This is a genomic window from Burkholderia pyrrocinia (assembly GCF_022809715.1).
Lineage (GTDB): Bacteria > Pseudomonadota > Gammaproteobacteria > Burkholderiales > Burkholderiaceae > Burkholderia > Burkholderia pyrrocinia_C.
This window is the reverse complement of record NZ_CP094461.1, coordinates 916,296-927,884: the sequence shown is the minus strand read 5'-3', so window position 1 is coordinate 927,884 and position 11,589 is coordinate 916,296. Positions and strand designations below refer to the sequence as shown.

Annotated in this window: 10 protein-coding genes; 4 read left to right on the top strand and 6 right to left on the bottom strand. The window is 67.0% G+C overall.

Annotated elements, in window-relative coordinates; translation table 11 throughout:
- Positions 1–130: 130 nt before the first annotated feature.
- Both MRS60_RS34390 and MRS60_RS34385 read left to right on the top strand, forming a co-directional pair.
- Positions 131–1,207: a substrate-binding domain-containing protein gene (locus tag MRS60_RS34390; protein ID WP_243567042.1), complete on the top strand. Its 1,077-nt coding sequence runs from the start codon at positions 131–133 to the stop codon at positions 1,205–1,207.
- Between the two features lie 72 nt (positions 1,208–1,279).
- Positions 1,280–1,810, top strand: coding sequence for an OsmC family protein (locus tag MRS60_RS34385; RefSeq protein WP_034184613.1), 531 nt, complete (start codon positions 1,280–1,282; stop codon positions 1,808–1,810).
- A gap of 36 nt (positions 1,811–1,846) precedes the next feature.
- Here MRS60_RS34385 and MRS60_RS34380 read toward each other — a convergent pair whose 3' ends face one another.
- From MRS60_RS34380 to MRS60_RS34370, 3 genes are read right to left on the bottom strand one after another with little or no spacing between them, the layout of a single operon-like run.
- A complete protein-coding gene (locus tag MRS60_RS34380) occupies positions 1,847–2,698 on the bottom strand; it encodes an ABC transporter ATP-binding protein (RefSeq protein WP_243567040.1) in 852 nt (283 codons plus the stop codon).
- Positions 2,695–3,549: an ABC transporter permease gene (locus MRS60_RS34375; RefSeq protein ID WP_243567038.1), complete on the bottom strand. Its 855-nt coding sequence runs from the start codon at positions 3,547–3,549 to the stop codon at positions 2,695–2,697. The genes MRS60_RS34380 and MRS60_RS34375 overlap by 4 nt, the downstream gene beginning before the upstream one ends.
- Before the next feature lie 10 nt (positions 3,550–3,559).
- Positions 3,560–4,552, bottom strand: coding sequence for an aliphatic sulfonate ABC transporter substrate-binding protein (locus MRS60_RS34370; RefSeq protein ID WP_243567036.1), 993 nt, complete (start codon positions 4,550–4,552; stop codon positions 3,560–3,562).
- A 344-nt stretch (positions 4,553–4,896) separates the two neighbouring features.
- Here MRS60_RS34370 and MRS60_RS34365 point away from each other — a divergent pair, with 344 nt between their 5' ends.
- Positions 4,897–6,324 carry an MFS transporter gene (locus tag MRS60_RS34365; protein WP_243567034.1) on the top strand — a complete coding sequence of 476 codons (1,428 nt, stop codon included), beginning with the start codon at positions 4,897–4,899 and terminating at the stop codon, positions 6,322–6,324.
- Between the two features lie 121 nt (positions 6,325–6,445).
- Here the strand turns inward: MRS60_RS34365 and MRS60_RS34360 are convergent, their stop codons facing one another.
- Both MRS60_RS34360 and MRS60_RS34355 read right to left on the bottom strand, forming a co-directional pair.
- Positions 6,446–7,846, bottom strand: a complete 1,401-nt coding sequence (locus MRS60_RS34360; RefSeq protein ID WP_243567032.1) for an LLM class flavin-dependent oxidoreductase — start codon at positions 7,844–7,846, stop codon at positions 6,446–6,448.
- A complete protein-coding gene (locus tag MRS60_RS34355; RefSeq protein ID WP_243567031.1) occupies positions 7,843–9,102 on the bottom strand; it encodes a monooxygenase in 1,260 nt (419 codons plus the stop codon). The genes MRS60_RS34360 and MRS60_RS34355 overlap by 4 nt, the downstream gene beginning before the upstream one ends.
- A gap of 292 nt (positions 9,103–9,394) precedes the next feature.
- Between MRS60_RS34355 and MRS60_RS34350 the strand changes: the two genes are divergently transcribed.
- Positions 9,395–10,633, top strand: a complete 1,239-nt coding sequence (locus MRS60_RS34350) for an SfnB family sulfur acquisition oxidoreductase (RefSeq protein WP_175748048.1) — start codon at positions 9,395–9,397, stop codon at positions 10,631–10,633.
- 246 nt (positions 10,634–10,879) lie between these two features.
- On the opposite strand, the gene deoC is transcribed toward MRS60_RS34350, so the two are convergent.
- Positions 10,880–11,560, bottom strand: coding sequence for a deoxyribose-phosphate aldolase (gene deoC, locus MRS60_RS34345; RefSeq protein WP_034184586.1), 681 nt, complete (start codon positions 11,558–11,560; stop codon positions 10,880–10,882).
- Positions 11,561–11,589: the final 29 nt, after the last annotated feature.

Here is an 11,589-nt window from a genome sequence, read left to right as displayed (position 1 = left end):
CGGATCGAAGCGTTGCCGCCGCAACCGATCTGACATCCGAAGGAATATCCATTGCCGAATCGCTCGGTTTGAGCGCGCATGTCGCGCTGATAGATTGTGCGGATATCGTTCCCACGGAGACAGGCAGACCATGCGATCGTCGCTTCGCCGCAAGCCGCGCATCGACCGGAAGGTCGGTGTGCTCACGCTGTTTTTCGCAGCTGCATTGGCTGCGTTCGCACCCGCGGCGCACGCCGGCCCGCTCAAGGGCGCGCCCGCACCGTTCGACAAGGGCGGCGTGAAGATCGCGCTCGTCAACTATCTGTCGACCGGCGACTTCTTCCAGGCCTACGAGGCCGGCGCGCAGAAGCAGGCGAAGGCGCTCGGCGTCGATTTGCGCATCTACGAGGGCCGGCAGGACGCGGCCGAACAGCGCGAGCAGATCCAGCAGGCGATCGGCATCGGCGTGTCCGCGATCATCGTCAACCACGGCTTGCCCGAATCGTTGAAGGACGTCGTCCAGCGCGCGCTGGACAAGGGGATCAAGGTCGTCGCATTCGACGTCGATCTCGGCAATCCGAAGGTGCCGCAGATCGAACAGAGCGATCGCGACCTGGCCAACCTGCTGCTCGGTCAGGCGGTCAAGGACAACGGCGACGCATTCGCGGCCGGTTATGTGTATGTCGCCGGCTTTGCGCCGCTCGACCGGCGCGATGCCGCATGGCGCGACTTCAAGCGCGCGCATCCGAAGGTGCAGGAAAAGGCGCGCTGGGGCACCGTCGACAACCCGATCGCGCAATCGGTCGCGAATCAGGCGGCAGCGGCCTATCGCGCGAATCCCGACATCCGCGTCGTGTTCGCGCCTTACGACGAGTTCGCGCGCGGCGCGAAGCTCGCCGCGGACGAAGCGAAGCTGTCGTCGAAGATCCGCATCTACAGCGCGGATATCTCGACCGCCGACATCGAGGCCATCCGCGCGCCGAACAGCGCGTGGGTCGCGACGGCCGCGACCAATCCGGCGATCGTCGGCGCCGTGTCGGTGCGGGCCGCCGCGCTGCTCGTCGCTGGCCAGGACCCGGGAGCGTGCATCGTCGTCAAGCCGACGCTGATCACGCGCGACGATCTCGTGAAAAACGACATCCGGACCGTGGCCGAACTCGGCGCGAAGTTCCCCGCGTTCCGTGCGAGCGACGCGGCGACCGCCGCTTGGATTCCGAAGGCGGACTGAGCGCCGCCGACAGCGGGCGGCGGACGCCGCCCTGCGCGAAGTACAACCGACTGACGCACCGACGACCCGGCCATGACGACCCTGAACGACTATCTCGCCCAAAAACGCGACGCCTGGCGCGCGAAGCAGGAAGCGGCACGCAACGATCCCGATTTCAAGGCGACGCCGCTGAAGGCGACCGTGCGCGCGCTCGGCCGCAGCGGCGTGCGCGAGATCCGCATTCGCGACTTCCAGGTGATCAGCGACAGTCCGCCCGACTTCGCGGGCTACAACCTCGGGCCCGCGTCGCCGGAGCTGCAGCTCGGCGTGCTGGGCAGCTGCCTCACGCACATCACGCTGATCCAGGCCGCCGAGCGCGGCCTGAAGATCGATGCGATCGAGGTGGAGGTGACCGGCGACCAGCATCCGCTCGCGCAGCAGCCGGGCTTCGAGCATGTGCCCGTATTCCCGCACAACCTTCGCTATACGCTCGACATCGTGTCGCCCGAGCCGCCCGACGCGATTCGCGCGCTGCATCAGGCGGTCGAAGCGGTCTGCCCGATCTTCAACCTGCTGAGGTTGCCGCAGACCATCGACGGCGAACTGCGGCACACCCGTGCATGACGTGCCGGGGCCGCATGTTCGACAGGACTTGCGGGCTCATGGCAACGAGTTTCGAGCCTCCTGGATTCCGGATTCGGATGCCTGATGGTCGTGCGGCTGGCGCCTCGTGCCGTCCGCACGATCGTGAAAGCGCTGGAACGCATCGAGCAGCCGCGCGCGCTGCGCGGCCAGCGACGGGTCGCGCCGATCGCGCGGCCGCGCGACTGCGACGTGGATCTCGTCGTCGACGCGGCCCGGGTTCGGCGCGAGCATCAGCACGCGATCGCCGAGATACAGTGCCTCGTCGAGATCGTGCGTAACGACGATCGCTGACATCCGGTGACGGTGAACCACATCGAGCAGCAGCGTCTGCAACCGCATCCGGGTGATCGCGTCGACCGCGCTGAACGGTTCGTCGAGCAGCAACAGGTCCGGCTCGCCGAACAGCCCGCGCGCGATCGCGGCGCGCTGGGCCATCCCGCCCGACAACGTGGCCGGCAGTTGCCGCGCGACGCCGGCAAGGCCGACTTCATCGAGCAGCCGTGCGACGGTCGGCTCGCGGCCGCCTCGCGGGCCGGACGCGAAGCCGACGTTGTCCGCGATCGATAGCCACGGCAGCAGTCGCGGTTCCTGAAAAATGACGCCGATGCGCGGGGAGGGCCCGTCGAGCGCGATTCCGTCGAGCTTGACGCTGCCGCGGAAGTCAGCGTCGAGACCGGAGACGATCCGCAGCAGCGTGCTTTTTCCGCAGCCACTCGGGCCGACCATGCAGACGATTTCGCCGCGGGCAACCTGCAGCGGGACGTCGGCGAGGATCGTCCGATCTCCGTAAAGCTTGCGGGCAATCCGCAGGTCGAGCAGCGGCGTAGCGGTGCCGGCCGTCGTGTGCGCAGAAGGCAGCGTACTCATTTCGATGCCTCGTGCGGCGTGTTGTCGAATGCGTCGCGCCAGCCGAGCCAGTGCGATTCGATGCGCCGCATCGCGCCGTCGGTCAGCTTGCCGAGCAACGCGAGCAGCAGGATCGCGCCGAACACGAGATCGGGGCGCCCGGTTTCCCGGCCGTCGCTCAACAGGAAGCCAAGGCCGCGCGTGGCCGCGATCAGCTCCGCGGCGACCATGAACATCCACGCAAGGCTGAGGCCGGTACGCAGGCCGGTAACGATTTGCGGCAGCGCGGCCGGCAGCAGGATTCGACGGAACAGCGCGACCGGGCCAAGCCGGTATACCGCGCCGAGCTCGACGAGCTTGCGGTCGACGTCGCGAATCCCGGCGACCACCGCCAGATGAACCGGAAAGAATGCGCCGATCGCAATCAGCGTGATCTTCGGCGCTTCGTCGATGCCGAGCCACAGCAGCAGCACGGGCACCCACGCGAGCGACGGGATCGCACGCAGCGCCTGGAACGTAGGCTCCAGCAGCGCGTCGATCCGGCGGCTCAGGCCCATCGCCGCGCCGACGACGAGCGCGAGCCCGGCACCGGCCGCGAAACCTGCCGCGACCCGAAGTGTGCTCGCGCCGATATGGCGCGCGATGCGTGTGATGCCCATCCGGGCGAGCGTATCGAGAATCTCGCTCGGCGCCGGGACGAGGTGGTCCGGCAGCCAGCCGTGCCGCACGCCGTATTCCAGCAGCGCGAGCGCGGCGAACGGCAATGCTAGGCCCGCGATGCGCCACGCGCGAAGCGGGTCGCGCCGGCTCGCGCGGGGCGATGCAAGGCGGTGGGGCGCGAGCGCGTCGTCGCGAGTGGCGGTGTCCGTCATCGGCGTGAACTCAGTGCGACGCGGCGACGAGCGGGCGCGCAAATGCCGGATCGATCAGCGTATCGACAACCTTCGCGGCATCGACGCCGGGCCTGGTCAACTGTTCGGCCGTCAGTACCGGCGCCGCTGCCTTTAGCGCTGCGCGTTGGGTATCGCCCGGCACCGGATCGCTGAAGTCGTTGCGCTGAAGCTGCAGTTTCGCAACCGGCAGCGATACCTTCGATTCGTCGGCGACGATCTGCGCGGTGTCGGCCGGATGCGCGATGATCCATTGGCGCGCGCGATCGTAGACCTTCAGCACGCGCGTGACCGCCTGCGGGTACTGGCTGGCGAATGCGTCGCGCACGTTCAGGAAACCGTACGTATTGAATGCGACGTTGCGGTACAGCAGGCGTGCGCCGTCGTCGAGCTGTGCTGCTGCCATGTGCGGATCGAGACCGGCCCATGCGTCGACCTGACCGTTCGCGAGTGCGGTGCGCCCGTCCGGATGCTGCAGGTTCACGATCTCCACATCGTCGCGCGTCAGGCCGGCCGTGTGCAATGCGCGCAGCGTGAACAGGAACGGATCGGTGCCGCGCGTCGCGGCGATTTTCTTGCCCTTCAGGTCTGCGAGAGAGCGGATCGGCGAATCCTTGCGGACTACGAGCGCGGTCCACTCGGGGCGCGAGAACACGTATACGGCGCGGATCGGGTTGCCGTTTGCCCGGGCGAGCACCGACGCGAGCCCCGCGGCCGATCCGAAGTCGACCGCGCCGCTGTTCAGGTATTCCAGCGCGCGATTGCTGCCGAGGCTCAGCACCCAGCGAATCGACGTGCGGTCGACCTTGAACTCGTCGTCGAGCCAGCCGAAGTGGCGAATCACCAGGCTCTCCGGCGAGTAGTACGCATAGTCGACGCGGATTTCCGCGGGGGTTGCCGCACGTGCGTGCATCGATACGAGACCGGCGAAAGCGGCAACGACGATGGCCGCGGATTGCCATGCGCGGGACCAGGACAGCTTCATCGGGGAATCTCCGGAAGAGCGGCAACGCGCCGCGAACAGGCAGGATGACCGCTCAATGTACCGAAGCGCCGTGGAATCGATAACGAAGAAATCCACGATTGCACATGCACGCCGCTGCTAAGCGCACGCGACGAGAAACTTTATGACGCACACCGAATAATTTATCGCGTTATATCGCTTGGGATAACCGGATCGCGAGAACAGAATCTCCGCTGCCGGAACTCGACGACAGTACGTGCCGACGGTCGAGCATTTGCTCCACGCACCGTCGATAGCGAATGCGCGTGCCGCGTTCCCGGCTCCCTGTGGATATCGCCGAACATTCGGCGCAACAAAGGAATGCGATGAGTTCGATCGATCTGAACGCGGTCACACCGGTTTCCGCGCCTATCCGCTCCGCGAGCGATGTGGCGCGCCTGATCAATACGACGGACAGCTCCGTCAGCCATGCGCGGATGATCGTGCTGCTCGCGCTCGGCGGCGTGTTTCTCGATGCGTACGACCTGACGACGTTGTCCTACGGTATCGACGACGTCGCGCGCGAGTTCGGCCTGACGCCCGCGCTGACCGGGCTGGTCGGTTCGGCGATCATGATCGGCACGATCTTCGGCAGCCTGATCGGCGGGTGGCTGACCGACAGGATCGGTCGTTATCAGGTGTTCATGGCCGACATGCTGTTTTTCGTGATCGCCGCGATCGCGGCCGGGCTGGCGCCGAACGTCTGGGTGCTGATCGGCGCACGCTTCGTGATGGGGCTCGGTGTCGGTATCGACCTGCCTGTCGCGATGGCGTTTCTCGCGGAATTCTCGAAGTTCAGCGGCCGCGGCAACAAGGCGTCGCGGCTCGCCGCGTGGTGCCCGATGTGGTACGTGGCGTCGTCGGTCTGTTTCCTGCTGATCTTCGGCCTGTATTTCCTGCTGCCGGCCGAGCACGCGGGTTGGCTTTGGCGCGCGTCGCTGATCTTCGGCGCGGTGCCGGCGCTCGTCATCATTCTGGTCAGGAATCGTTTCATGAACGAATCGCCGCTGTGGGCCGCGAACCAGGGCGACCTGGCTAATGCCGCGCGTATCCTTCGCGAGTCGTACGGCATTCACGCACACGAAGCGGAGGATGCACGACGCGAGCCGAGCCAGCCGCCGGTGCGGATTCGCGTGCTGTTCCAGCGTCCGTATCTCGGGCGCACGATCGTCGCCAGCGTGATGAACCTGTGTATTCCGTTCGAGTACACGGCGATCGCGTTCTTCCTGCCGTCGATCCTGTCGCAGTTTCTCGGCGCGGGCGTGTTCGAGACGATCGCGGCATCGCTCGCGTTGAACGTCCTGTTCGCGTTTACCGGTGGCTTGCTGGGCATGCGCCTCGCGTATCGATATCCGTCGCGTCATGTCGCGATCGCGGGCTTCGCGCTGCAGTTCGTCGCGCTTGTCGCGCTTGCGCTGGCCGGACATCCGCACGGTGCGATCGCGGTCGGCATCGTGCTGCTGATGCTCGGCACCTGGCTGTTCGCCGAAGGTTTCGGGCCGGGCGCGCAGATGATGATCTATCCGACCTTGTCTTACCCGGCGTCGATCCGCGGCACCGGTGTCGGCTTCGGGCGTTCGCTGTGCGGCATCGGCCAGGCGCTTGCGCTGTTCGTGCTGCCGATCCTGCAGGCCCGTCTCGGTACGGACATGTTCTGGGTCGTCGCGATCAGTGCGGTCACGCCGATCGTGTTTCTGTTGATCGTGCGTTACGAGCCGACGGCACGCGACATCGACGACGAAAGCGCCGCGTAAACGCTGGCGGGGGCGCGTTCGCCGCCCCGGAAAATACCAACGGCTTCGTCGGACCGCACGAAGCCGTTTGCGCTGAAGCCGGTCGCCGCCTAATGCGGGCAAGCCGGCTTCGACATTGCCGTCAGGCGCTGACGATCTCCCGCTCGGCATTGCGCTTGATCTGCTCGATATCGCGAAACTGCGCGGCCGGATGCTCGTCCGGCAGCCGCGCCGTGCCGCCGAACAGTTTCTCGCGCAGCGTGCCCGGCGCATATTGCGTCGGATAGACGCCGCGCCGCTGCAGCTCCGGAACGAGAAAGTGCACGATGTCTTCGAAGGTTTCATGCGCGACCGCATACGCGAGATTGAAGCCATCCACGTCGGTTGCGGCAACCCATTCCTGCAGGATGTCCGCGACGGTCGCCGCCGACCCGACGAACACCGGGCCCATTCCCCCGATGCCGCCCCAGGCCGCCAGTGCCTCGATCGTCCACGCGGTGTCGCCGCCTGCGAGGTGCTCGACCGCCGACACGATCGCATTCGTTTCGACGCGCCTGACCGGATCGGCCGGCGCATACTGGCCGAAGTCGATGCCGGTCCAACCGGACATGAACACCAGCGAACCGTCGTACGACACGTAGCGGCGGTATTCGTCGAACTTGGCCTGCGCCTTCTCGTCGGTTTCGTCGACGATCACCGTGACGAGGTTGTAGATCAGCACCTTGCGCGGATCGCGGCCCGCGGCGGCGGCCTGCGCGCGCACATCGGCCACGTAGCGCGCGAGCTGCTCGCGGGTCGGCGCGGCGACGAACACGCATTCGGCGTGCTGCGCGGCGAACGCCTTGCCGGGGCCGGACGCGCCGGCCTGAAACAGCACCGGCGTGCGCTGCGGCGACGGTTCGCACAGGTGATAGCCGGGCACGTCGAAGAAGCGGCCCTTGTGGCCGATCTCGTGCACCTTCTCGGGATGCGTGAACACGCGGCCGTCGCGATCGCGCACCACCGCGCCGTCTTCCCAACTGCCCTCGAACAGCTTGTACAGCACCTCGACGTATTCGGCAGCGACCGCATAACGGTCGTCGTGCGTGCGCAAGCCGTGATCGCCGACGTTCTTCGCGCCACTTTCCAGGTAGGACGTGACGATGTTCCACGCGAGCCGGCCCTTGGTGTGATGGTCGGCGGTCGACAGCCGGCGCGCGAACGTGTACGGGTGCTCGAACGTCGTCGACGCGGTAATGCCGATGCCGAGATGCTCGGTCGCCATCGCGATCGGCGCCGCGAGCTGCAGCGGGTCGTTGACCGGGATCTGCGCGGCCTGGTGCAGCGCGTGGTAGTTGCTGCCCTTGTAGACGTCGTAATAGCCGATCACGTCCGCGATGAAGATCGCGTCGAAGATCCCGCGTTCGAGGATGCGGGCGAGGTCGGTCCAGTAGTCGAGGTCCTTGTACTGCCACGAACGGTCGCGCGGATGCGCCCACAGCCCCGGCGACTGATGGCCGACACAGTTCATCTCGAACGCGTTGAAGCGGATGGTCTTGCTCATCGAACGGCTCCCGTTTCCGTACTCGGGCTCGTGCCGTTGCCGACGCGCCAGACGAACGGCGGCGTGCGGCCGTTGATGATCCAGTCGCCGACGATCCTGGCCTTGTAGACGAGCGGATTGTGCGACGACACCGTACGCGCGTTGCGCCAGTGGCGGTCGAGCGCGGTCGTGCTGCGCGTGGCGGACGCGCCAAGTGCGTCGAACAGCCGCGTCGCGGCGCGCAGTACGAGTTCGGACACGACGAGCTGGCTCTGCGCGGATTCGATTTCGGCCGCGACGTTCGCGTCGTGCTCGGCCTGTTCGTCGCCGCCGAAGCGGGTTTCGTAGGCGAGCTGAAGCGGCTGCGCGGCGCGCAACGCGAGCGCGTCGGCCGCATACGCCCATGACGAGATTTCGCCGATCACCTGCTGGAGCTGCGCATCGTCGCCCGCACGTGCGGCGTTGCCGTGGCTGTACACGCGGGTGCGGTTGCGCACGAGTTCACTCGCGTCGCGCACGATCGCGTGGCCGATGCCGGCCAGCGTCGCGACGTGGAACAACTGGTAGAACGCGGTCTGGTACTTGAAGCGGCGTGCGAAGTCGATCACGTTGTCGGCGTCGACCGTCGCATTCTCGAAGCGCGTCGTGCCGCTGCCGGTGGTCGTCTGGCCGAAGCCGTCCCAGTCGTCTTCGCGGATCACGCCAGGCTGTGCGGTCGCGACGGCGACGATCACGTCGCTGCCGTCGTGTGCGCGCTGCGCGAACACGTCGATCCAGTCGGCGAACAGGCTGCCCGTGCTGTAGAACTTCCGCCCGTTCAGCACGAGCCGGCCGTTCTGTTCCGACACCTTCGTGATGGTCTGGCCGAGCGGAACGTCGCCGGCCTCCGACCATGCGTTGCCGACGAGCTGGCCGCTCGCGAACCGGTCGAACCATGTCGTGCGTTGCGGCCCGGGCGGAGTGTTCAGCCAGTCCTCGACGAACGCGAAGTGTCCGCGCAACGCCTGCGGCAGATTGGAATCGGCGGCGGCGAGCTCGATCAGCAGCCGGAACAACTGCGGCAGCGATGCGCCGGCACCGCCGTCGCGTACCGGCAGCCGTACCGCGCCGAAGCCGGCCGCCTTCAGCCAGCCGATCGCTTCGTGCGGCAGCTCACGGCGGCGTTCGCGTTCGGCGGTGCCGGCGGCGATGCGGTCGAATATCGGCCGGAACCGGCTCGCGAGTGCGTCGTAGTCGGTGCCGGTGGAAAGGTCGGTGTCTGCGTGCGACGAAGTCATGCGGATTTCCTCGAAAGGCGGGGCCGTTTGCGCCGGGAGGCCAGTATAGGAAGCGCGGGGCGGGCATTCCAATAACGGATTCGCAGATCGTTATCGTCGATGAGCATTACGCGGACCGGCCGCGGACACCCCGACGCTCGGGCATCGATTGCGACGCGGAAGCATGATGTCGCGTGCGTGATTCTCCATGTCGTTTGTGATCCGAAGGAATATCATTACGAGAATCGCTCGGTTTGCCGACCTGCAACGCGCTGCTAGATTGAATGCTTTCGCGATTCGACAGGAGAGCCCGATGTCAGAGACGAGCGCCACGATTCAGGAGCGGTCGGCCGATCAGAAACCGCAAGTGGCCCGAGTGATCGCCGACGACGCACAGGCGATCGCGGCCGCACATGCGCTGGCGCAGCGGCTTGCGGAAGGCGCCGCCGAACGCGATCGGGAGCGCCGGTTGCCGCGCGACGAGATCGAATGGTTCTCGCAGTCTGGGCTATGGGCGATCACGGTGCCGAAGGCATACGGCGGCGCGGGCGTATCGCATGTGACGCTCACCGAGGTGATCAAGATCGTCGCGGCGGCCGATGCGTCGCTCGGACAGTTGCCGCAGAACCATTTCGGGCTGGTCGACGTGATCGCACTGGTCGGCACCGACGCGCAAAAGCGCTATTTCTTCGCGGAAGTGCTGAGCGGCAAGCGGTTCGGCAACGGCTTCTCGGAGAAGGGCACGAAGCACGTGCTCGATCTGAAGACGCGCGTGCGCCGCGACGGCGACGACTATGTCGTCGACGGCACGAAGTTCTACTCGACGGGTGCGCTGTTCGCGCATTACGTGCCGGTGCTCGGTCTCGACGACGCACAGCACGCGTGGCTTGCGTACGTGCCGCAGCCGACGCCGGGGCTGACCGTGATCGACGACTGGTCGGGGTTCGGGCAGCGCACGACCGCGAGCGGCACGGTGGTGCTCGACGGCGTGCGCGTGCCCGCGTCGCATGTGCTGCCCGCGCAGCGCGTGTCGGATGAGCCGACGCTCAATGGCCCGCTGTCGCAGATCATCCAGGCAGCGATCGATGCGGGCATCGCGAAAGCGGCGATCGACGATACGCTGGCGTTCGTGCGCACCCGCACGCGGCCGTGGGTCGACAGCGGCGTCGAACGGGCGGCAGACGATCCGCTGATCCTCCGCGAGATCGGCCGTCTGCACATCCAGCTTCATGCGGCGGAAGCGCTGCTCGAACGCGCGGCGCGCGCGCTCGACGAGATCGGCGCGCGCGGCACGGTGACCGACGACGATGTCGCGCGCGCGTCGGTTGCGGTCGGCGAAGCGAAGGTGCTGACGACCGAGATCGCGCTGCTCGCGGGCGAGAAGCTGTTCGAGCTGGCCGGCACACAGTCGACGCTGGCCGAGCACAATCTCGACCGGCATTGGCGCAACGCGCGCACGCATACGCTGCACGATCCGGTGCGGTGGAAGTATCACCTCGTCGGCAACTACTACCTGAACGGCGTGCGTCCGGCGCGCCATGCGTGGAATTGAGCTGCTCGCGATCCGGTTGATAGCGGATTGCGCGTTCCGCAAGTCGCCGACGGTGGCCGTGATGTGTGGATGATCGGTTGTTTTTTTTGGACCGGAGCTGCGCGCTGGCTCGCCTCCCGGAGCAGGCAAGCCGAATGCGGATCCACGCTTCACGGCTTGCCGCGGTGACGGACGAACGGCTCGTGGCGGTGAACGGAGTTCGACACCGCCGCTGACAGTCCGGTCCGGGCACCCGCCCTTCGCGCGTCAGTACGCCGAATCGCTGCCGCCCTGATCGGTGACGATCGCCACTCCCGAGCTCGTGCCGAGCCGCGTCGCGCCGGCCTCGAGCATCGCGAGCGCGGCCGCGCGGTCGCGCACGCCGCCCGATGCCTTCACGCCGAGGTCCGGCCCGACCGTGCGGCGCATCAGCGCGACATCCGCGAGCGTCGCGCCGCCGTGACCGAACCCGGTCGACGTCTTCACGAACGCGACGCCGAGATCGCGGCACATCTCGCACACGCGCACCTTCTCGTCGTCGCTCAGCAGCCCCGTCTCGAGGATCACCTTCAGCGGCACCGCGCCGCATGCGTGGTGCACGGCTGCGATGTCGGCCTTCACGTCGTCGGCACGGCCGCTCTTCAGCGCGCCGAGGTTGATCACCATGTCGATCTCGCCGGCGCCCGCCGCGATCGCGGCCGACGCCTCGAATGCCTTCGCGGCCGACAGCCCCGCGCCGAGCGGAAAGCCGACCACCGCGCAGACGAGCACGCCGGTATCGGCCAGCTCGCGTGCGGCGAGCGGCACGTTCGCCGAATTCACGCAGACCGAGTAAAAGCGATGCTCGGCCGCCTGGCGGCAGAGTTCGCGGATCTGCGCGTCGCTCGCGTCGGGCGCGAGCAGCGTGTGATCGATGGTTTGGGCGAGTTGGGCGTTGGAAAGCGGCATGTTTCAGGACTCCACGGATCGTGTGCCGG

Excerpts from the sequence above, each read along its gene's own strand:
- MRS60_RS34390 (WP_243567042.1), top strand. The coding sequence starts at position 131 with ATGCGATCGTCGCTTCGCCGCAAGCCGCGCATCGACCGGAAGGTCGGT.
- MRS60_RS34385 (WP_034184613.1), top strand. The coding sequence starts at position 1,280 with ATGACGACCCTGAACGACTATCTCGCCCAAAAACGCGACGCCTGGCGC.
- MRS60_RS34380 (WP_243567040.1), bottom strand. The coding sequence starts at position 2,698 with ATGAGTACGCTGCCTTCTGCGCACACGACGGCCGGCACCGCTACGCCG.
- MRS60_RS34375 (WP_243567038.1), bottom strand. The coding sequence starts at position 3,549 with ATGACGGACACCGCCACTCGCGACGACGCGCTCGCGCCCCACCGCCTT.
- MRS60_RS34370 (WP_243567036.1), bottom strand. The coding sequence starts at position 4,552 with ATGAAGCTGTCCTGGTCCCGCGCATGGCAATCCGCGGCCATCGTCGTT.
- MRS60_RS34365 (WP_243567034.1), top strand. The coding sequence starts at position 4,897 with ATGAGTTCGATCGATCTGAACGCGGTCACACCGGTTTCCGCGCCTATC.
- MRS60_RS34360 (WP_243567032.1), bottom strand. The coding sequence starts at position 7,846 with ATGAGCAAGACCATCCGCTTCAACGCGTTCGAGATGAACTGTGTCGGC.
- MRS60_RS34355 (WP_243567031.1), bottom strand. The coding sequence starts at position 9,102 with ATGACTTCGTCGCACGCAGACACCGACCTTTCCACCGGCACCGACTAC.
- MRS60_RS34350 (WP_175748048.1), top strand. The coding sequence starts at position 9,395 with ATGTCAGAGACGAGCGCCACGATTCAGGAGCGGTCGGCCGATCAGAAA.
- deoC (WP_034184586.1), bottom strand. The coding sequence starts at position 11,560 with ATGCCGCTTTCCAACGCCCAACTCGCCCAAACCATCGATCACACGCTG.